The sequence below is a fragment of the Variovorax soli NBRC 106424 genome, from assembly GCF_001591385.1.
Classification (GTDB): domain Bacteria; phylum Pseudomonadota; class Gammaproteobacteria; order Burkholderiales; family Burkholderiaceae_C; genus Variovorax; species Variovorax soli.
The window spans coordinates 1-18,134 of the sequence record NZ_BCUU01000104.1; the positions used below are offsets into that span (position 1 = coordinate 1).

The 18,134-nt window shown below is 67.4% G+C and carries 23 protein-coding genes; 13 read left to right on the forward strand and 10 right to left on the reverse strand.

Annotation, left to right across the window (positions count from 1 at the left end; translation table 11 throughout):
- Both VSO01S_RS22180 and VSO01S_RS22185 read right to left on the reverse strand, forming a co-directional pair.
- A partial coding sequence (locus VSO01S_RS22180) for an exodeoxyribonuclease V subunit gamma (protein WP_161944467.1) occupies positions 1 to 607 on the reverse strand: 607 nt, incomplete at its 3' end.
- Between the two features lie 86 nt (positions 608 to 693).
- Positions 694 to 1,593: a DUF72 domain-containing protein gene (locus VSO01S_RS22185; protein ID WP_068644970.1), complete on the reverse strand. Its 900-nt coding sequence runs from the start codon at positions 1,591 to 1,593 to the stop codon at positions 694 to 696.
- 183 nt (positions 1,594 to 1,776) lie between these two features.
- On the opposite strand from VSO01S_RS22185, the gene VSO01S_RS22190 reads away from it, so the two are divergent.
- Positions 1,777 to 2,766 (forward strand): cation diffusion facilitator family transporter, encoded by a 990-nt coding sequence (locus VSO01S_RS22190; RefSeq protein WP_068644971.1) that lies wholly within the window; start codon positions 1,777 to 1,779, stop codon positions 2,764 to 2,766.
- 94 nt (positions 2,767 to 2,860) lie between these two features.
- Positions 2,861 to 3,922 carry an RNA methyltransferase gene (locus VSO01S_RS22195; protein WP_068644972.1) on the forward strand — a complete coding sequence of 354 codons (1,062 nt, stop codon included), beginning with the start codon at positions 2,861 to 2,863 and terminating at the stop codon, positions 3,920 to 3,922.
- Between the two features lie 19 nt (positions 3,923 to 3,941).
- Here the strand turns inward: VSO01S_RS22195 and VSO01S_RS22200 are convergent, their stop codons facing one another.
- A complete protein-coding gene (locus VSO01S_RS22200; RefSeq protein ID WP_068644973.1) occupies positions 3,942 to 4,844 on the reverse strand; it encodes a LysR family transcriptional regulator in 903 nt (300 codons plus the stop codon).
- Between the two features lie 111 nt (positions 4,845 to 4,955).
- Between VSO01S_RS22200 and dkgB the strand changes: the two genes are divergently transcribed.
- Positions 4,956 to 5,759, forward strand: a complete 804-nt coding sequence (gene dkgB, locus VSO01S_RS22205) for a 2,5-didehydrogluconate reductase DkgB (RefSeq protein WP_068644974.1) — start codon at positions 4,956 to 4,958, stop codon at positions 5,757 to 5,759.
- Positions 5,760 to 5,775: 16 nt separating this feature from the next.
- Complete coding sequence (locus VSO01S_RS22210) at positions 5,776 to 6,942, forward strand: MFS transporter (protein ID WP_068644975.1); 1,167 nt, start codon at positions 5,776 to 5,778, stop codon at positions 6,940 to 6,942.
- 13 nt (positions 6,943 to 6,955) lie between these two features.
- On the opposite strand, the gene VSO01S_RS22215 is transcribed toward VSO01S_RS22210, so the two are convergent.
- From VSO01S_RS22215 to VSO01S_RS22225, 3 genes are read right to left on the reverse strand one after another with little or no spacing between them, the layout of a single operon-like run.
- Positions 6,956 to 7,975, reverse strand: a complete 1,020-nt coding sequence (locus VSO01S_RS22215) for a LysR family transcriptional regulator (RefSeq protein WP_161944468.1) — start codon at positions 7,973 to 7,975, stop codon at positions 6,956 to 6,958.
- Between the two features lie 2 nt (positions 7,976 to 7,977).
- On the reverse strand, positions 7,978 to 8,937 hold the full coding sequence (locus VSO01S_RS22220) for a Bug family tripartite tricarboxylate transporter substrate binding protein (RefSeq protein WP_068644977.1): 960 nt from the start codon (positions 8,935 to 8,937) through the stop codon (positions 7,978 to 7,980).
- Between the two features lie 48 nt (positions 8,938 to 8,985).
- Positions 8,986 to 9,966 (reverse strand): amidohydrolase family protein, encoded by a 981-nt coding sequence (locus tag VSO01S_RS22225; RefSeq protein WP_068644978.1) that lies wholly within the window; start codon positions 9,964 to 9,966, stop codon positions 8,986 to 8,988.
- A gap of 633 nt (positions 9,967 to 10,599) precedes the next feature.
- Here VSO01S_RS22225 and VSO01S_RS22230 point away from each other — a divergent pair.
- Together VSO01S_RS22230 and VSO01S_RS22235 are read left to right on the forward strand one after the other, a co-directional pair.
- Positions 10,600 to 11,049: a hypothetical protein gene (locus tag VSO01S_RS22230; protein ID WP_306301717.1), complete on the forward strand. Its 450-nt coding sequence runs from the start codon at positions 10,600 to 10,602 to the stop codon at positions 11,047 to 11,049.
- Positions 11,046 to 11,510 (forward strand): DUF2846 domain-containing protein, encoded by a 465-nt coding sequence (locus tag VSO01S_RS22235; protein WP_068644979.1) that lies wholly within the window; start codon positions 11,046 to 11,048, stop codon positions 11,508 to 11,510. The genes VSO01S_RS22230 and VSO01S_RS22235 overlap by 4 nt, the downstream gene beginning before the upstream one ends.
- A 68-nt stretch (positions 11,511 to 11,578) precedes the next feature.
- Here VSO01S_RS22235 and arsC read toward each other — a convergent pair whose 3' ends face one another.
- The 3 genes from arsC to VSO01S_RS22250 are packed head-to-tail and all read right to left on the reverse strand — an operon-like array spanning position 11,579 to position 13,425.
- A complete protein-coding gene (arsC, locus tag VSO01S_RS22240) occupies positions 11,579 to 11,998 on the reverse strand; it encodes an arsenate reductase (glutaredoxin) (protein WP_068644980.1) in 420 nt (139 codons plus the stop codon).
- An 8-nt stretch (positions 11,999 to 12,006) separates the two neighbouring features.
- Entirely contained in the window at positions 12,007 to 13,080 is a 1,074-nt protein-coding gene (gene arsB / locus VSO01S_RS22245) for an ACR3 family arsenite efflux transporter (protein ID WP_068644981.1), read from the reverse strand.
- Positions 13,081 to 13,104: 24 nt separating this feature from the next.
- On the reverse strand, positions 13,105 to 13,425 hold the full coding sequence (locus VSO01S_RS22250; protein WP_068644982.1) for an ArsR/SmtB family transcription factor: 321 nt from the start codon (positions 13,423 to 13,425) through the stop codon (positions 13,105 to 13,107).
- 265 nt (positions 13,426 to 13,690) lie between these two features.
- Here VSO01S_RS22250 and VSO01S_RS22255 point away from each other — a divergent pair, with 265 nt between their 5' ends.
- Positions 13,691 to 13,915: a hypothetical protein gene (locus VSO01S_RS22255; RefSeq protein WP_068644983.1), complete on the forward strand. Its 225-nt coding sequence runs from the start codon at positions 13,691 to 13,693 to the stop codon at positions 13,913 to 13,915.
- A gap of 189 nt (positions 13,916 to 14,104) precedes the next feature.
- Here the strand turns inward: VSO01S_RS22255 and VSO01S_RS22260 are convergent, their stop codons facing one another.
- Positions 14,105 to 14,368 (reverse strand): hypothetical protein, encoded by a 264-nt coding sequence (locus VSO01S_RS22260; RefSeq protein WP_068644984.1) that lies wholly within the window; start codon positions 14,366 to 14,368, stop codon positions 14,105 to 14,107.
- A gap of 128 nt (positions 14,369 to 14,496) precedes the next feature.
- Here VSO01S_RS22260 and VSO01S_RS22265 point away from each other — a divergent pair, with 128 nt between their 5' ends.
- From VSO01S_RS22265 to VSO01S_RS22290, 6 genes are all read left to right on the forward strand, one after another.
- Positions 14,497 to 14,946: an Hsp20/alpha crystallin family protein gene (locus VSO01S_RS22265; RefSeq protein ID WP_068644985.1), complete on the forward strand. Its 450-nt coding sequence runs from the start codon at positions 14,497 to 14,499 to the stop codon at positions 14,944 to 14,946.
- Positions 14,947 to 14,958: 12 nt separating this feature from the next.
- Positions 14,959 to 15,363, forward strand: coding sequence for an Hsp20/alpha crystallin family protein (locus tag VSO01S_RS22270; protein ID WP_068644986.1), 405 nt, complete (start codon positions 14,959 to 14,961; stop codon positions 15,361 to 15,363).
- A gap of 214 nt (positions 15,364 to 15,577) precedes the next feature.
- Entirely contained in the window at positions 15,578 to 15,886 is a 309-nt protein-coding gene (locus VSO01S_RS22275) for a hypothetical protein (protein ID WP_068644987.1), read from the forward strand.
- Between the two features lie 10 nt (positions 15,887 to 15,896).
- Complete coding sequence (locus tag VSO01S_RS22280) at positions 15,897 to 16,136, forward strand: hypothetical protein (RefSeq protein WP_068644988.1); 240 nt, start codon at positions 15,897 to 15,899, stop codon at positions 16,134 to 16,136.
- 188 nt (positions 16,137 to 16,324) lie between these two features.
- A complete protein-coding gene (locus tag VSO01S_RS22285) occupies positions 16,325 to 17,389 on the forward strand; it encodes a glycosyltransferase family 4 protein (RefSeq protein ID WP_068644989.1) in 1,065 nt (354 codons plus the stop codon).
- Positions 17,386 to 18,134: glycogen debranching N-terminal domain-containing protein (locus VSO01S_RS22290; protein ID WP_281179853.1), on the forward strand; the 749-nt coding region annotated here is incomplete at its 3' end. The genes VSO01S_RS22285 and VSO01S_RS22290, both read left to right, overlap by 4 nt.

The window sequence follows — 18,134 nt, forward strand, 5'->3', positions numbered from 1 at the left end:
GGCTGCTGCCGGCCAGCGCCGGGCCGACGTCTTTCTGCAGCGCGCGCCACAGGCGGGGCTGCCAGCACAGTTCCGGCGGCACGGCCTGCAGGCCGCCGCGGCTGGTGAGGATCTGGTCGCGCCCATCGCTCCATGCGGCCAGCCAGTCGGCGCGGTAGACCTGGTACTGGTCGAACAGGTCGGCCAGGCGCTCAGCCAGCTGGTGGCGCTTGCGCAGGTCGCCGTCGTCTTCCAGGAAGCGCGAGAGCGGCGCGAACACCGGCTCGGCCAGCAGTTGCGGCAGCAGGCGCATCAGCCGCCACACGAGCAGCGACTTGTCGAAGGGCGAGGTGGCGGGCACCGCATCGTCGCCCAGCACGGCGCGGTAGGCGCGCCACAGGAAGGCCGAAGGCAGCTCGGTCTGCAGCGCCGCGGCGATGCCCGCCCCGCCCTGCTCCACGTCCTTCGCGAGCGAGAGGCGGATCCACTGCGCCACGCCGTTGCTCTGCACCAGCACATGCTCGTCTTCCAGCGGCGCGAGCGGGTGGCGCTGCAGCCAGGCCAGCAGCAGGTCGCGCAGGGCTTCGGGATGGTTGCCGTGCACCACCATGAGTCCCGGCGGGAGCATGGGGGGCTGGTACTGCGTGGGGGGCTTTTTCGAAGGCATGGACAGAGGCAGGCAGTTTAGTGCTCCGCCACCCGCTGCCCACGGGTTCAACCGAACCCGGTGCGCACCTTCAGGCGCTGCGCCAGGCGGGCTGCGTCGAACGGGGCATCCACCTTCACGTCGTTGTCGAAGTAGCAGAACACGTCGCGCCGGCCGCGCGGCGCCGCCACCTCGGACGCCAGCCGGGCATCCTTCACCTGCCGGCCCTGGCGCCAGGCGCGGATGCGCTCGGCCCACCGGTCCAGGGCCTCGTCGCCATAGCCGCTGGCATAGAGCTTCTTGTCCCCATGCAGGCGCAGGTAGACGAAATCGGCGGTCAGGTCTTCCAGAAGCGGCCAGCGGCCGGCCGTGTCGGCCACCACCAGCGCCACGTCGTGTCGGCGCAGCAGCGCGATGAAGGCGGGGTCGACGAAGCTGGCATGCCGCACCTCCATCGCATGGCGCAGCCGCAGGTTGCGCGGAGCCTTCAGCCAGGCGCGGCCGTCGACGCGCGCATCGTGTTCGCGCGCCAGCGCCGCGGCCGCGCGGGCCGTGTGCGGCAGCAGCTCGAGAAAACTCTCGATTCGCTGCGCGTCGAATCGCATGCTGGGCGGCAGCTGCCACAGAAAGGGCCCGAGCTTGTCGCCCAGCGCCAGCACGCCAGAGGCCAGGAAGTTGGCGAGCGCCACCCGCACGTCCTGGAGCCGCCGCATGTGCGTGATGTAGCGTGAGCCCTTCACGGCAAAGATGAAGTCGTCGGGCGTCTGCGCGCTCCATTCCTGGTAGGCACTGGGCCGCTGCAGCGAATAGAACGAGCCGTTGAGCTCGATGCTGGGCAGCATGCCCGCCGCATAAGCGAGCTCGTGGTATTGCGGCAGGCCCTTGGGGTAGAAGCGGCCGCGCCAGGGCGCATAGCGCCAGCCGGAAATGCCGATGTGGATGCCCTGCCCGGTGCGCTCTCGTGCCATGGCCGTGCCTTTGACTTCGCGTTTCCTCGAGAGGCTGGCCCCGGCCAGGCGCTGGCCGCGTAGGACGCCCGCGCAAGCGCTTGTGCATCGCCGTCGCCTTGTTCGCGCGCTCGTGGCTAAATACGAGGTCATGGCCGCGCCACACCGCCAACCGGACATCTGCATGAAGGGCACGCCCGTGCCATGAGGGAGTTCACCCGCCTGCACCGCCGGCTGCATCCGCAGGCACAGGCCGAGCGCTTGCGCACCGCCGTTGCGCTGGCCCTGGCCGGCGGGGCGGTGATGGCGGTGTTCAAGACCGCGGCGGCCGTCATCACCGGCTCGGCCGCCATGGCGGCCGAAGCGGTGCACTCGTGGATCGGCACGGCGTCGGAAATCTTTCTCGTGGCCGGCTACCTGGCCGCGCGCCGCCCGTCCGACGACGCGCATCCGCTGGGCTACGGGCGCGAATCCTTCGTGTGGTCGCTGTTCGGCTCGATCGTGATGTGCGTGGTCGGTGCGCAGGTGGCCATCTGGCGCGGCATCACCCAGTGGTACGTGATCGAGCCGCCGCCGCAGTACCAGGTGGGCTACGCCGTGCTGCTGTTCTCGCTGGTGTTCCAGTGCCTGTCCTTCGTGCGCGCGGTGCGCTTCGTGCGCGAGCGCGCGGCCGAGCGCGACCTGGGCATCTTCAAGCATGTGCTCGACACCTCGGATTCGCAGCTGCGCGCGGTGGTCACCGGCGACTTCATCGCGCTGATCGGCATCGTGATCGCCGCCGCGGGCATGGCCTTGCACCAGATCACCGGCGAAGTGCGCTACGACGCGCTGGGCTCGATCCTGATCGGGGTGCTGATGGGCGGTGCGGGGCTCATGCTCATCAACCTCAACCGGCGCTTCCTGGCCGGCGTGCCGCTGCCCGACGAGCGGCGCGAGATGGCGGTGCGCGCCATCGAGCAGCATCCGCAGGTCGAGCGCGTGACCTATTTCTTCGCCGAATTCGTGGGGCCGGACCGGCTGGTGGTGGCGGCGCGGGTGATCGTGGCGGGCGATCCGCCCCAGACCGAGCTGGCCCGCATCCTGCACGAACTGGAGGAGCGCGTGATGGAGCACAAGGCCGTCGAGCGTGCGGTGTTCGCGCTGGCCGCTCCGGAGGATTTCGCCAAGGCCCGCGGGCACCTGCCGCCCGGGTGACGGGAGCAGCCGACCGCGGGACAGGCGTATGGCCCGCCGGGCACAATCGCTGTTCCTCCCCCGCCCAGCACGCTGTTCCCCTGCCCCTCCACGCATGCGCATCCACGACCTGAAGCAGCGCCTGCGCCAAGCCGGCGCTGGCCCCAGCCACGAGCACCGCATCCTGCGAACCTGGCTGCGCGCGCAGCCCGGCAACACGGCCAAGCGCCCACCCGAGAAGTTCTTTCCAGCCTCGCTGCTGGCGGCCCTGCCCGCCATCGAGGCGGACCTTGCCAGCCTGGCCCGCATCCAGGTGGTGGAAGCGGGCGAAGACGGCTCCGAGCGCCTGCTGGTGGCGCTGGCGGACGGCCAGACGGTGGAAAGCGTGCTGCTGCCGCGCGAAGGCCTGTGCGTGTCCTCGCAGGTGGGCTGCGCCGTCGGCTGCCAGTTCTGCATGACGGGCCGCAGCGGCCTGCTGCGGCAGGTGGGCAGCGCCGAGATCATTGCCCAGGTGGCGCTGGCCCGCGCGCGCCGGCCGGTGCGCAAGGTGGTGTTCATGGGCATGGGCGAGCCCTCGCACAACCTGGACAACGTCATGGAGGCCATCGAGCTGCTGGGCACGGCCGGCAACATCGGCCACAAGAACCTGGTGTTCTCCACCGTGGGCGATCCGCGCGCCTTCGCCCGCCTGGCGCAAGGTGCGGTGAAGCCGGCGCTGGCACTGTCGCTGCACACGACCCGCACCGACCTGCGCAAGACGCTGCTGCCGCGCGCGCCCGATCTGTCACCCGAAGAGCTGGTGGACGAATGCGAGCGCTACGCACGGGCCAGCGGCTACCCGATCCAGTACCAGTGGACGCTGCTGCAAGGCGTGAACGACGGGCCCGAGGAAATCGAAGGCATCGTGCGGCTGCTGACGGGCAAATGGGGCGTGCTGAACCTGATCCCCTTCAACGAAGTCGAAGGCGCGGGCTTCAGCCGGCCTTCGCTGGAGCGCTGCAAGGCGATGGCCCGTGAACTGCACCGCCGCGGCATCCTCACCAAGCTGCGCTATTCGGCGGGGCAGGATGTGGATGGCGGCTGCGGGCAGTTGCGGGCGCGGGCCGCTGGTGCGGACGGCGCGAAGGTGCGCATCGTTCGGCGAGCTTCCGCCCCTTCATCTGCCCTCGCGCAATAGGCACAACGACTGCGCGCGGCTACTCGTCGAACGGCCGCTGGCCCAGCGCGCCGGTCACGTACTCCACGAAGCAGGCGATGCGCGAAGCCAGCGCGGTGTTGCGGTAGTAGACCGCGCTGATCGACTGGCGCACATCGAGCGTCTGCCGCACAAACAGCGGCACCAGCTTGCCGGTACGGCGGTCCTCGCGTGTCATGAAGTCCGAGAGGCACACCACCCCGAGGCCGGCCAGCGCCATCTGCCGCAGGGTTTCGCCGCTGGACGAGGCAATGGCCGGCTGGATGCGCACGGTGTTGCCGTCGGCATCGCGCAGCGGCCAGTCGTTGAGCGACTCGGGCTGGGTGAACCCCAGCAGCGTGTGCTGCCCGAGCTGGGCCGGCCGGGTGGGCGTGCCGTGGCGCTTGAGGTAGGCGGGGCTGGCCAGCACGCGCACGCGGCTGGTGCCCACGGGGCGTGCGTGCAGGGTCGAGTCCTTCAGCGCCCCGATGCGAAAGGCCACGTCGGTGCGCTTTTCGATCAGGTCGACGATGCCCTCGTTCGAATTCAATTCCAGCTCCACGCCCGGATAGCGCGCGCGAAAGCCCGCCAGCAAGGGCACGATCACATGCAGCATGAAGGGCGTTGCCGCGTCGACCCGCAGGCGCCCCACCGGCTGCATGCGTCGCGCCGCCATCTGCTCCTCGGCCGCGTCGACCGAGGCGAGGATGGCGCGGGCGTGCTGCAGAAAGGTCTGGCCCTCTTCGGTGAGTTCCAGCCGGCGCGTGGTCCGGCGCAGCAACGTGGTCTGCAGCTTTTCTTCCAGGCGGCCCAGCGTGCGGCTGGCGGCCGAGATGGTGAGCCCGAGCCGGTCCGCCGCGGCGGTGATCGACCCGCTGTCCACCACCGCCACGAAGGCTTGCAGCTCGTCGAGCGTCGTCTTCATATTTGATCTGGAGTCAAAAGCATTTGACCGATATACGGCTTAATCCGCAAATATAAACCGCGCACACTGAGGCCCATCGCAAAACTCTGCAAGACCTCAGGAGCATTTTTCATGAGCATCCCTTCCTTCGGCGTCGGCACCTTTCGCCTGACCGGCCAGACCGTCATCGACTCGGTGCGCAACGCCCTCGACGTGGGCTATCGCGCCGTCGACACCGCGCAGATCTACGGCAACGAGGCCGAGGTCGGCACCGCCATCGCCCAGAGCGGCGTGCCGCGCGCCGATCTGTTCATCACCACCAAGATATGGACCGAGAACTACGCCAAGCCGAAGCTGGTGGCCAGCCTGCGCGAGAGCCTGCAGAAGCTGCGCACCGAGTACGTGGACCTGACGCTCATCCACTGGCCGGCGCCGGGCAACGGCGTCCAACTCGCGGAATACATGGCCGCCCTGGCCGAAGCCAAGGCGCTGGGGCTGACGCGGCAGATCGGCATCTCCAACTTCAACATCGAGCTGACGAAGCAAGCCATTGCCGCGGTCGGCCCGGGCGAGATCGCCACCAACCAGATCGAGCTGAGCCCCTACCTGCAAAACCCAAAGCTCACCGCCTACCTGAAGGAGCAAGGCATTGCCGTGACCTCGTACATGACGCTGGCCTACGGCAAGGTCCTGCAGGACCCGGTGCTGACGCGCATCGCCGCCAAGCACCAGGCCACCGTCGCCCAGGTGGCGCTGGCCTGGGCGCTGCAACTGGGCTACGCGGTGATCCCGTCGTCCACCAAGCGCGAGAACCTGGCCAGCAACCTGCTCGCCCGCGAGCTGAGGCTCGATGCCGACGACATGGCGCAGATCGCCGCGCTCGAGCGCAACGGCCGCGAGGTCAGCCCAGCCGGCCTGGCGCCGGTGTGGGACTGACCAAGGAATCGCCATCATGAAAGTCAACCCCAAGGTCGCGCTCTTTGCGCTTGCCATCGGCGCCTTCGCCATCGGCACCACCGAGTTCACGCCCATGGGCCTGCTGCCCGTGATCGCCGACGGCGTGCAGGTGGGCATTCCCACCGCCGGCATGCTGGTCACCGCCTATGCCGTGGGCGTCATGCTCGGCGCGCCGGTAATGACGCTGCTGTTCAGCCGCTTCGGCAAACGCGCCGCGCTGATGTCGCTGATGGTCCTCTTCACCATCGGCAACCTGCTGTCGGCCATGGCGCCGAACTACGTCACGCTGCTCGCGTCGCGCCTGGTCACCAGCCTCAACCACGGGGCCTTCTTCGGCATCGGCGCCGTGGTGGCCGCGAGCGTGGTGCCCAAGGACAAGCAGGCCAGCGCCATCGCGGCCATGTTCATGGGCCTGACGGTGGCCAACATCGGCGGCGTGCCGGCGGCCACCTGGATCGGCCAGCAGGTGGGCTGGCGCCTGGCCTTTGCGGGCACGGCCGCGCTGGGCCTGCTGACCATTGCCGCGCTGTGGCTGGCCTTGCCCAAGGGCGAGCCCGGCACGCGCCCCAACGTGCGCCGCGAACTGGCCGTGCTCACCCGACCCGAGGTGCTGCTGGCCATGGGCACGACGGTGCTGGGCGCCGGCGCGATGTTCGCGCTCTACACCTATGTGGCGCCGGTGCTGGCCGAGCTCACCCAGGCCAGCCCGAACTTCATCGCCTTCGCGCTGGTGCTGATCGGCGTCGGCTTCACGCTGGGCAACAGCCTGGGCGGCCGGCTGGCGGACTGGTCGCTGGAAGGCGCGACCCGGCTCATCCTTGCCGCGCTCGCCATCGTCATGGCGCTGCTGCCCCTGGCGCTGACCAGCCATGTGGGCGCCGCCATCGCCATGGTGGTGTGGGGTGCTGCCGCCTTCGGCGTGGTGCCGCCGGTGCAGATGCGCGTCATGCAGGCGGCCGCCCAGGCGCCCGGACTGGCGTCGTCGGTCAACGTCGGCGCCTTCAACCTCGGCAACGCACTGGGCGCGGCCCTGGGCGGCGCCGTCATCAGCCAGGGGCTGGGCTATGCCGCGGTGCCGCTGGTGGGTGCGGCGCTGGCCGCGGGCGGGCTGGGGCTGGCCTGGATCGGCAACAGCCGCGGCCGCACGGTCCAGTGCGCCTGAGAGCGCCCGGCGCTCAGGCGATCCGCGTCAGCGTTGCGGACAGGCGCGCGAAGGAACGCAGCATGGCCGCGAGCTGGCCGGCCTCGGGCGACAGCAGCCGCATCGACTTCGAGACGATGCCGATCTGGTGAACCAGCCCGGCCTGCTCCGCCACCTCGATCTCGACGAGCTTGCCCACCGTCATCGGATGCGTCAGAAGCTGCGCCGGCAGCCGCGCCACGCAATCGGAATCCAGCAGCATCGAGATGGCGCCGAAGATCGAGTCGGAGACCGCGGCAAAGGTCGGCTCGCGCAGCCGGTGCTGCAGGAAAAGCTCCTGGATGCTCTCGTCCTGCTGCCCCGGGCGCGTCGGGTCGCCCACCACGATCCAGTGGCAGGCGGCGAGCTGGCTCACTGCCGTGGCGCCGCGCAGCGGATGGCCTTCGCGCGCCATGATGGCGGCCCGGCTCGAGTACAGGGGCTGGACCTGCAGGTCGTCCGTCCCCAGGTTCTGCGGCAGCCGCATCACCGCGAAGTCCAGCCGGTTGTCGAGCACGGCCGCCACCAGTTCGCCGGACGAGCGCTGCGTGAGATGCACCGTCGTCTTCGGAAAGGCCTGGCGGAAGTCCTTCAGCACGGCAGGCACCAGTTGCAGCGAGGGCTCGACCGACACCCCCACCTTGACCTGCTTGATGGCCGGGCGCCGCGTCTTGAGCAGCCAGGCTTCGGCCCGGTCGGCCTCGTGCAGCACGGCCCGCGCGTAGGACATGAATTCCTCGCCCTCCGGGCTGAGCGCGATGCCCTGGTGGGCGCGCTGCAGCAGGGCCACGCCGTACTCTTCCTCCAGCTTGGCCAGGCTTCGCGTCAACCCCGCCTGCGAGACGTTGAGGGCGCGCGCGGCGGCCCGGTATCCCCCATGGGACACCACCGCCTGGAGGTCTCGGAGCTGCTGGATTCGCATGCTCGGATGGTAGTGGACCACCCCGCCGCCCCTTCGGGCCGCGGGCGCCGCCACGCCATGCGGCTGCACGGCGGCGGCAGTGCGCCGCTGCACGCTCACTCGGCCTTGAAGCCCGAGCTCTTGATGGGCGCCTCCCATCGCGCCAGCTGGGCCGCCTGCGTGGCGGCCAGCTCGGCCGGGCCGGCATAGGCAGGCACCAGGCCCAGGCCATACACGCGCTCCACCACGTCCGGCTGCTTCATCGCATCGGCCACTGCGCGGCTCAGGCGCTGCACGGTCTCGCTGCTCATGCGCGCCGGCCCGTACAGGCCGAAGAAGGCGTCGGCGGTGAAGTCGACGCCCGCCTCCTTCGCCGTGGGCACATCGGGCAGCGAGCGGTTGCGCTGCTGCCCCGTCACCGCCAGGATGCGCACCTTGCCGGCCTTGTGGTGCTCGATGGTCTCGGACGCGGTGTCCACCATCAGCGGGATCTGCCCCGCGATCAGGTCCTGCGCAGCCGGCGCGCCGCCGCGGTAGGCCACGTGCGTCATGGGCACGCCCGCGGCCTGGGCCAGCAGCAGGCCGGCAAAGTGCGGCACGGTGCCGGCGCCCGAGCTGGCGAAGTTGGCCTTCTGCGGGTTGGCCTTCATCCATGCCAGCACCGCCTTGAGGTCGCCCGCGGGCGCGGCCGGGCCGGCGGTGATCGCAAAGTCGAAGGTGCTCGCCTGGGCGATGGGCGTGAAGTCGCGGGCCGTGTCGTAGCCCAGGTTCTCGTAGAGCCACGGGTGGATGACCAGCGCCCCGCTGGGCGAGAGCACCAGCGTGTTGCCGTCGGGCGCCGAGCGCTTGAGTTCGCCGAGGGCCAGGCGCCCGCCCGCCCCCGGCTTGTTGTCCACGATCACGCTTTGCTGCAGCGACACGCGCATCTTGTCGGCCAGCAGCCGGGCCACCACATCGACCGAGCCGCCGGGCGGAAAGCCCACGATGATGCGCACGGTCCTGTCCTGCGCCCAGGTGGCGGCCGGGGCGGCGAGCGCAGCGCCGCCCAGGACCATGGCTTGGCGTCTGTTGATCATGTCTGTCTCCTCTTGTAGTTGATCTGATCGGCGCGATGCGACCTGCGCTCAGAACGCGAAGATGCGCTGTGCGTTGCCCGAGCGGATGGCGCGCATCGACGCCTCCGGCAGCGCGGCCGTGTTGGCCATGGAGCCGCTGGTGTCATGCACCCAGTGCGGCCAGTCGGTGCCGAACATGACATGCTCGTCGCCCACCACCGACACCAGGTAGCGCAAGGCCCCCAGGTTGTAGGTGATGGTGTCGTAGTAGATGTGGCGCAGGTAGTCGATGGGCTTGTGCTTCATCTTGCGGCGCGAGGCCAGCTCGACCTCGTCGCCCTTCTCGAAGCGTCCCACCAGGTAGGGCAGCGTGCCGCCGCCGTGCGAGGCGATGATCTTCAGGTTCGGGTAGCGGTCGAAGAAGCCGTCGAAGATCATCCGGGTGATGGCCAGCGTGGTGTCGAACATGAAGCCCACCGACCAGCTCAGGTCGAACTGGGTCATGTCCATGGCGTCGACGCCCGGCGGATCGGTGGGGTGCACCAGCACCGGCAGCTTGCGCGCATCGATGGCCTGCCAGATCGGGGCGAACATCGGGTCGGTCAGGCTCTTGCCCGAGACGTTGGCCAGCACCATGACGCCGACCGCGCCGCGTGCGCAGGCGCGCTCCAGCTCTTCCACCGCGCGCTGCGGGTATTCCCACGGCAGCGACGCGAACCAGCGGATGCGGTCGGGGTGCTGCGTCTGCGCGTCGGCCACGTTGTCGTTGGCTTCGCGGGCCACCATCACGCTGACTTCTTCGCCGCCCCAGTAGACGTTCGGGCAGGTCAAGGACACCACCGAGACGTCGACCTTGGCCTGGTTCATGTGCGCGATGCGCAGGTCCCAGTCGAAGTGGCCCTTCTGCGGAATCACCACCGGGGTGTTGCCGCGGAAGATCTCGCGCTGTCCGTCGGGACGGGTCTGCACGTTGTAGGCGCCGCCCTTTTCCTTGAGCGCCTCCAGCCAGCGCGTGGTGAACATGTGGGTGTGAACGTCGATCGTCGTCATGCCTTCAGGGATTTCCAGTTGTCCGTGGTTGATGTGCCGGCAAGCGCGCAACCGGCAAAGTGGCCGGCGGGGCTTGCGAACACGGCGCGGATGTTCGGGCAAACGAACTACGCCGGCCAGTTGGACAAGTGATTCGCGATGACCTTTCGTCATCGGACGGGGCAAAAAAAAGCTCGAATCGCGCGGTTGTCGTGAGCACCGCTTCGATTCAAGCCGAATCCCCCTGGAAACCAGGCTCGTGTTTTTATTTTGTCTTGCGGATATTCGACATCTGCATTGATGGAAGACAGCAAACTTTCGGATTCATGGCAATTGCCGGGATCACCGATCAGCAATTCACCTCAATTGGGCAACCATTATTTGCAAACTCCATCACACAGCGACCTATTAATACTGATAGGAGGAACGCAAAAACGTGAATATTCACATGTCCTTGTACTGCTTTGGTTTTTCTATCAACGGGTTTCGACCCAGCGTTAGCCAGCAAACCATCCGAAATGAGCTATAGATTTCGCTTTTCGGATAATCCATTTCATGTAACCACCTGTATCAATACAGCCACACGTCGTTTTTCACAAAACCGTTCGGCAGCTATCGTGCGTCGCACACAGGCAAGCGGAATTGGAAAAAAGCGTGCATATCGGCATCTGGCAGTTGAAGCGGGCGCACTCGTTGCCCATCAATTTCTGGCGCATCGGCACTTTGCTTTGCGCGGCATGCGCATTGAACGCGTGTGCACCCATGGTTGCCAGCGCGCCGGTGGACTTCACGCCCATTGCCGCGGCCTCGGCGGACAAGTCCAACAACCTTCAATTGCGCGCCCCCGCTGACCTCGCATTGCCGACCGGCTATTCCCGGAGCCTGGCGGCCGGCAGCCGGTGGCGACTCGTGGGGCGCATTCCCCAGGGCGCGGTCTACCGCCCGGTGGATTCTGTTTTCAGCATCGAAGGCCGCCAGGTGCATGAGGCCTATCTCGTCGTCGACCGACATGCCGCCCTCCAGGGCTTCTATCTGCCGGGCGAAGCCCGGTATTCACCACTGGACAAGCCTGTCCAGCTTTCCACAACCGGAGAACTCCAATGAAAGCAATTCTGAAACTGGCAACTGCAGCGACCCTGGTCGCGGTCTTGGCAGGGTGCGCCGCGTCCGGCGCGAAGTACGACGAGGTGGCCAGTTCGATGCCCAACCTGAAGGCGGACCAGGGCCGCGTGTACTTCCTGCGCTCTTCATCCATGGTGGGGGCGGCCGTGCAGCCGGACATCCGCCTCAACGGCGAAGTGGTCGGCACCTCTAAGCCTGGCGGGTTCTTCTATGTGGATCGGTCGGCAGGCAACTACACGGCCTCCACGTCGACCGAGACGGAAAAGTCCGCGAGCTTCAGCCTGGCCGCTGGCGAGACGAAGTACCTGCGCACCTCGCCCTCGATCGGCCTGCTGGTCGGGCGCATCGTGGTGGAGCTGGAGACCCCGGAGAAGGCAAAGGCAGAGCTGCCTTCCCTGAGCTATACCGGGGAGCCGGCACCAGCCAAGCAGGCGATGAAGTAGCACCGGCGCGCGCTACTGCCTTCGAGGCGCTGGTTCGCCAGCGCCCGCCGGGCAAGGCACGGTTTGAATCAGCCGCGCCGCGCCCCCGTATCGATGACGGCTTCGCCGCCCTCCTTGGTGAAGGGCGGCAGCTTGCCAACTGGCAGCAGTTCGAGAACTTCTTCGGAAGGCCTGCACAGCTTCGCGCCAAGCGGCGTCTCGACGACCGGCCGGTTCATGAGGATGGGATGCTGGCCGATGAAATCGAGAAGCTCGTCATCGGAGAACCTGGGGTCGCCCAGGCCGAGCTCGGCATAGGGCGTGCCCTTCTCGCGCAGCAACTCGCGCACCGTGATGCCCATGGCCGCCACCAGTTGCCGGAGCTTGTCCTTCGAGGGCGGCGCCTTCAGGTATTCGACGACCGTCGGCTCCAGGCCGGCGTGGCGGATGAGGGCGAGCACGTTGCGCGACGTGCCGCATGCGGGGTTGTGATAGATCGTGATGGTCATGGGGTTCTTTAGTGCAGGCCGCGCTGGTACCAGCCGGCTGAACGGTTGACGGCCGCGACCACCGCCAGCATCACCGGCACTTCGATGAGCACGCCGACGACGGTGGCCAGGGCCGCGCCCGACTGAAAGCCGAACAGGCTGATGGCCGTTGCCACCGCAAGTTCGAAGAAGTTGCTGGCGCCGATGAGCGCGGACGGACCGGCAACGCAATGCGCCACACCCATCTTCCGGTTCAGCCAGTACGCCAGGCCCGCGTTCAGGACCACCTGGATCAAGATGGGCACGGCCAGCAAGGCAATGACGAGCGGCTGCGCCAGGATGGCTTCGCCCTGGAACGCGAACAGCAGGACGAGCGTCAGCAGCAGCGCGGTGATGGAAAGCGGCCCGAGCCTGCCGACCACGGTCTGCAAATGCTCCACGCCACGGCGCAGCAGCGCCTTGCGCCAGGCCTGCGCGATGATGACCGGCACCACGATGTAGAGGCCCACCGACACCAGCAGCGTGTCCCACGGAACGGCGATCGACGAAAGGCCGAGCAGCAGCGCCACGACGGGCGCGAAGGCGAGCACCATGATGGCGTCGTTCAACGCCACCTGCGAGAGCGTGAAATAGGGGTCGCCCTTGCACAGCTGGCTCCACACGAACACCATGGCCGTGCACGGCGCGGCGGCCAGCAGGATGAGGCCGGCGACATAGCTGTCCAGCTGCTGCGCAGGAAGGTGCGCGGCAAACACATGCCGGATGAAGATCCAGCCGAGCAGCGCCATGGAGAATGGCTTGACCGCCCAGTTGACGAACAGGGTCACGCCGATGCCGCGCCAGTGCGAGCGCACCTGGCCGAGCGCGCCGAAGTCGATCTTCAGCAGCATCGGGATGATCATGATCCAGATGAGCAAGCCGACGGGTAGGTTGACCCTGGCCACCTCCAGGCGCGCCACAGCCTGGAAGACGCCCGGAAGCAGTTGGCCCAGCGCGATGCCGACGACGATGCACAGGCCGACCCATGCGGTGAGGTAGCGCTCGAAGAAGCCGATGGCGGGACGAGTCTGCGAGGAGGCCGCGATGGCGGAGCTGGTGGTCATGGAGCGTTTCGCCTCAGAAAAAATTCAGCACCTGCAGGCATCCGCCGAAACCTCGCAGGCGGCACCCTGGCAGCAGTTGTCGGTGAGGTAGCCCAGCAGCGCATTCATGTGCTGGAACGAGGCCCGGTAGATCAGATGGCGCCCTTGGCGCTCTTGGGTGACCAGGCCGGCGTTCAGCAGCTCCTTGAGATGAAAGGACAAGGTGTTGGCCGGCGTGCCCAGCCCCTCGGCCATCACGCCCGGGGTCATGCCGCGGGGACCGGCAATCACCAGGGCGCGGAACACCTGCAGGCGAGCCGACTGCGCAAGGGCCGAGAGGGAACGCACGACATCATGTTCTTCCATATTTCGATTATCCTGGAAATATTGTGCCGCCGATTGAACCGACCCGCGGTGTTACTTGAGAGCCTTTTTGGTAAGCATCCGGTACGCCAGCACCCGAAAACTCGTAACAGCGCCGCCCGGTCCGGCTTGCTTGGCATGACTGCCTACACCGGCTCCTGTGGCATTGGCGTACAGTGAGACACACCCTGAAAAAGCGCAAACTTCGTGCCTTGCACTTGAGAGCCGACGACTCCCCAGGCCGGAAACGCACCCGCAGGAGAGGCTCATGCTCGCTGAAATTTCTGCCCTGCATCAGGAGTGGTATGCGGCTGCGCAACGCGCGCTGCAGGCCGAACGCATGTTGATGGAATTGCTACGTGGCGATGGGTCGCCCGATGCGCTCGAGATCGAAGCCGTGTGCACGCTTCGCGCCGAGGCCAGCCGTCGATTGCAGACCTTCCTGGCCGCCACGAAAGAGGCCAGCCGCACCTGCGGCATTTTCCGGACATGAAAAAGCCCGCTCGGGGCGGGCTTGGTGAATTTGGTCGTGGGCACTTACGCGGCCCACGTTACGGCACATTCACATGCAGGAGTCACCTATAGTTTTTCTCGTCGTGGTGGCTCTTGTCCGACGTGCCGCCGTGAGATTCGGCGTTGCCCTGCGCAGGCAAGCTGTGGATTATAGCCTACGGCGAGAGGTTCACTGGACGGCGATGGGAATCTCGCTGCCGTCATGGGCGATCAGCACGCCGGCGGTTGCCGGGTCCTGCTCGAGCGGCACACCCAGGAACGTCGTCTCGTCGGCCAAGTCCTTGCCGCCGAGCCCGCGCAGGCCGGTCTGCCGCAGCGCAATCAGCGCCTCCAGCTGCGCCGGAGGCAGGATCACCTTCTGCGGGTACCGGTTTTCGTGGGCCTTCCAGTGATCGGCGATGGCGCGCGTCAGCGAGTCATAGATGTTCGACATGCGGGCGATTCTCGCGCACTTGGCGGCGTGAACCGGCAGGTCTTGAAAGCTGCGCAGCCGACGCTATTTCCACGTCGAAGGCCGGCAGCAGGCCGGGCTTCGATCTTCATTTTCACGGAGGTTTCGCCATGTACCGATCCTTGTTTTCTCGCGACATGTTTGCGGAGATGGATCGCCTGCAACGCGAAATGCAGCAGGCCTTCGATCTGTCTCCCACCATCCGCGGCTTCGGCCGCACGGGCTTTCCGGCACTGAACGTCGGAAGCACGCCCAGCGCGATCGAGATCTATGCCTTCGCACCGGGCCTTGACCCTTCGACGCTGGACGTGCAGCTGGAGCGCGGCGTGCTCACCATCGCCGGAGAGCGAAAGAGCAAGCTGGGCGGCGCCGCCGACAACAATGGCAACAAGGCGGCGGTGCACATCAACGAGCGCTTCGAAGGGGCTTTCCGCCGGGTGATCACCCTGCCCGAGGACGCGGATGTCGACGCCGTGCAGGCCAAGTACCGCGACGGCATCGTGCAGATCACCATCCAGCGCCAGGCGGCCGCCCAGCCGCGGCGCATCACCGTGCATTGAAGGAGGACTGCCATGACCACCGACAACCTGAGCACCCGAAACGAACCCGAGCGCAACGGCGCCAAGGACTGGCAGCGCTACGACCAGGCCGCGCTCACGCCACCCGTCGACGTGACGGAAGACGCCGCCGGCATCACCCTCTATGCGGACCTGCCGGGCGTCTCGCGCGACAAGCTGCAGCTCCAGGTGGAGGCCGACACGCTCACCATCGATGCGCAGGTGGGCCTGACCCTGCCTGAAGGGTTGCAGTCCACGCATACCGAGGTGGGCGTTGGGCGCTTCCACCGCTCCTTCACCCTGAGCAAGGAGCTGGACACGGAGAAGATCTCGGCGGAACTGGCCAACGGCGTGCTGACGCTGCGCATTCCGAAGGCGCAGCATGCCCAGCCGCGCCGAATCGCCGTTGACGTGAGTTAGAACCCCGGCACCCGTGGCGGGGCGAGCGCACACCGGCGCCACGAGTCGCGCTGCTGATGCCGCTCGCCCCGCCTTTTTTACGGGGGGCCTCTACCCGGTTTCTTCCGAAAAAGACGGTTACTTTTCGACGCGTTCCCGGGGCTTGAACATCCGCGCCGCAATCCTTATTTTTTCGCCGTTCCACTTTGGTCGTCGAGAAAAGGAGGACCCTGCAATGGCCATGGACATGCTCAAACAGCTTGCCGGCTCCCGGCTGCCGGCCACTTTCCACACCCCAGCCGAAATCGATCAGATCAAGCTCCTGCGGGCGGCAGGCCTGGTGATTGCCTTGACCCCCGCCCCTTCTGATCCGCTCACGCTTTCTGGAAGCCCGTGCGCCGCTCAGGTGCTCGCGATCACCCAGAAAGGCCGCGAGGAGCTTGCGCGATTCTCCTTCCCCGACTCGCAGCCGAGCCTGCCGCATGCAGCGGCGGCCGGGTGGCGCTACCGGCTGCAGCGTGCGCTTGGCACACGCTGGACGTAAGGAGGACGCCATGAGCGCAGCCAGCACACGCCCCATCCGATACCGAGGCGTCCTGATACGCATCCGACTGGACCGGGACGGAGACAACATCTTCGGCCATGCCGACCTGTTTGCCGGCAACGCATTCAAGGCGCGGCTGTCCCTCGGAAGCAACCGGCGCCGGCCGAAGGAGGTGCTCGATCGCCTGAGGTGCCTTGCAAAGTCGAAGGTGGATGCATGGGCGATCGCTGGAGCCCACGCCAGCGGATGACAGCCACGGGGTGCGCCTGATCGAGCGGGCGCACCGCCCTCGCCCGGCTTTTCCTCGCGACTCCCGTCAGGCGGTGCCGACAACCCGTGGTGCCGGCCACCCACAGGGCGCGTCGACGCGCTGCCATCGACTTCGATTGACCGGGCTGCGAAGCTGAATTCTTCCGAGTCCTACAACGGAGCCCCCCCATGAAGATCGCCCAGATCGCGCCACTGTGTGAAGCGGTTCCGCCGCGTCTGTACGGTGGCACCGAGCGGGTGGTATCGCACCTCACGGAAGCGCTGGTTGCGCAGGGGCACCAGGTCACGCTGTTTGCCGCCGGCGAGTCGAAGACCTCGGCCCGCCTGGTCGCCGCCCGCAGCCGGCCGCTGAGGCTGGACAACACCGGCCTGGTGTCCGACCTGGCCAGCCACCTGGCCTTGCTCCACGAGGTGCGCCTGCGCGGCGACGAATTCGACGTGCTGCACTTCCACACCGACATGCTGCACTTCCCGCTCTTCGAGTCCATGGCGTCGCGCACGCTGACCACCTTGCACGGCCGGCTCGACATCGCCGACCTGCGACAGGCCTATTCGCGCTGGCCGATGTTTCCGCTGGTGTCGATCTCCGACCGGCAACGCATCCACCTGCCGGATGCCAACTGGTTGGAGACGGTCCACCATGGCATCAGCCCGCAGGGCTATCGCTTCCACGCGCGCGGCGACGGCAACTACCTGGCATTCCTCGGGCGGATCTCGCCGGAAAAACGCCCCGACCGCGCCATCGAGATCGCCATCGCGTCCGGCATCCCCATCCGTCTTGCGGCCAAGGTGGACCGGGTGGACCGCGAGTACTTCGAGCAGCGCATTCGCCCGATGCTGGACCATCCGCTGGTGAGCTTCATCGGCGAGATCGACGACGACCAGAAGGCCGGGTTCCTGGGCAACGCGCGTGCCCTGCTCTTCCCCATCGATTGGCCCGAGCCTTTCGGCCTGGTCATGGTCGAGGCCATGGCGTGCGGCACGCCGGTGATCGCGTGGAACTGCGGCTCGGTGCCTGAAGTGGTCAAGCATGGCCGCACGGGATGGATCGTCGAAGACATGGCGCAGGCCGTGGCGGCCGTGCATGCGGTGGACAAGCTCTCGCGCGCGCAGATCCGCGCCGCCTTCGAAAACCACTTCACCGCGGATGCCATGGCGAGCCGCTATGTTCGGTTGTACAGGCAGCTCGCCTCTGTCGAAGGCGAGGCATGGCTGGAAAGCGAGGCTGCATGACTCCTGAGGAAAGCGCCCAGCGCGCCACCGCCGTGGTTGACGACTCGCAGGACGTATGGCCGGCACCGCCGGCACGCGCCGGACAGCGGCTGTACGTCCTCAAGGAAGGCGACACCTTCATCGTGGCCGACGCCGTCGGCGACGTGACGGGCGAAGGCGACGGGCTGTTCCACAACGACACCCGCCTGCTGTCGTCGTTCCGCCTGCTCATCAACGGCGCGCATCCCGCGCTGCTGTCCAGTGCCGTGACGCAGGACAACGCGCTGTTCACGGCCAACCTGACCAACCGGCCCCTGCCCCCGCTGGGCGAAGTGTCCGCGCCGGAGGGCGTCATCCACATCGAGCGCCGCAGGTTCCTGTGGGACGGCCGCCTGTACGAGCGGCTGCGCCTGACGAACTACAGCGACTTCGGCATCCGGCTGCCGCTGCAGCTGCTCTTCGATGCCGATTTCCGCGACATGTTCGAGGTGCGCGGCCAGACGCGCAGCCGACGCGGCAACCTGGAGACCGGCCGGATCGGGGGACGCAGCGTCGCCATCCGCTACGAGGGACTGGACCAGGTGCAGCGGGAAGTGGTGCTCAGCTTCTCGCACGATCCGCGCAGGCTGAGCGCGCGGCTTGCGGAATTCGAGATGCTGCTCGACCCACGCGAGCACTCGGCGCTCTATGTCGAAGTGGGCGACGTGCCTTCGCAGCCCTCGCGCGAGCGCTGGCGCGCCGGCGCTGCGCGCGCGCGCTGGTCGCT

What these genes read in the sequence shown, in the direction of transcription:
- arsB (WP_068644981.1), bottom strand. Translation starts at nt 13,080, where the DNA reads ATGACCACCAGCTCCGCCATCGCGGCCTCCTCGCAGACTCGTCCCGCC.
- VSO01S_RS22255 (WP_068644983.1), top strand. Translation starts at nt 13,691, where the DNA reads ATGCTCGCTGAAATTTCTGCCCTGCATCAGGAGTGGTATGCGGCTGCG.
- VSO01S_RS22265 (WP_068644985.1), top strand. Translation starts at nt 14,497, where the DNA reads ATGTACCGATCCTTGTTTTCTCGCGACATGTTTGCGGAGATGGATCGC.
- VSO01S_RS22280 (WP_068644988.1), top strand. Translation starts at nt 15,897, where the DNA reads ATGAGCGCAGCCAGCACACGCCCCATCCGATACCGAGGCGTCCTGATA.
- VSO01S_RS22235 (WP_068644979.1), top strand. Translation starts at nt 11,046, where the DNA reads ATGAAAGCAATTCTGAAACTGGCAACTGCAGCGACCCTGGTCGCGGTC.
- VSO01S_RS22285 (WP_068644989.1), top strand. Translation starts at nt 16,325, where the DNA reads ATGAAGATCGCCCAGATCGCGCCACTGTGTGAAGCGGTTCCGCCGCGT.
- VSO01S_RS22195 (WP_068644972.1), top strand. Translation starts at nt 2,861, where the DNA reads ATGCGCATCCACGACCTGAAGCAGCGCCTGCGCCAAGCCGGCGCTGGC.
- VSO01S_RS22275 (WP_068644987.1), top strand. Translation starts at nt 15,578, where the DNA reads ATGGCCATGGACATGCTCAAACAGCTTGCCGGCTCCCGGCTGCCGGCC.
- dkgB (WP_068644974.1), top strand. Translation starts at nt 4,956, where the DNA reads ATGAGCATCCCTTCCTTCGGCGTCGGCACCTTTCGCCTGACCGGCCAG.
- VSO01S_RS22185 (WP_068644970.1), bottom strand. Translation starts at nt 1,593, where the DNA reads ATGGCACGAGAGCGCACCGGGCAGGGCATCCACATCGGCATTTCCGGC.
- VSO01S_RS22220 (WP_068644977.1), bottom strand. Translation starts at nt 8,937, where the DNA reads ATGATCAACAGACGCCAAGCCATGGTCCTGGGCGGCGCTGCGCTCGCC.
- VSO01S_RS22210 (WP_068644975.1), top strand. Translation starts at nt 5,776, where the DNA reads ATGAAAGTCAACCCCAAGGTCGCGCTCTTTGCGCTTGCCATCGGCGCC.
- VSO01S_RS22200 (WP_068644973.1), bottom strand. Translation starts at nt 4,844, where the DNA reads ATGAAGACGACGCTCGACGAGCTGCAAGCCTTCGTGGCGGTGGTGGAC.
- VSO01S_RS22260 (WP_068644984.1), bottom strand. Translation starts at nt 14,368, where the DNA reads ATGTCGAACATCTATGACTCGCTGACGCGCGCCATCGCCGATCACTGG.
- VSO01S_RS22190 (WP_068644971.1), top strand. Translation starts at nt 1,777, where the DNA reads ATGAGGGAGTTCACCCGCCTGCACCGCCGGCTGCATCCGCAGGCACAG.
- VSO01S_RS22225 (WP_068644978.1), bottom strand. Translation starts at nt 9,966, where the DNA reads ATGACGACGATCGACGTTCACACCCACATGTTCACCACGCGCTGGCTG.
- arsC (WP_068644980.1), bottom strand. Translation starts at nt 11,998, where the DNA reads ATGACCATCACGATCTATCACAACCCCGCATGCGGCACGTCGCGCAAC.
- VSO01S_RS22270 (WP_068644986.1), top strand. Translation starts at nt 14,959, where the DNA reads ATGACCACCGACAACCTGAGCACCCGAAACGAACCCGAGCGCAACGGC.
- VSO01S_RS22250 (WP_068644982.1), bottom strand. Translation starts at nt 13,425, where the DNA reads ATGGAAGAACATGATGTCGTGCGTTCCCTCTCGGCCCTTGCGCAGTCG.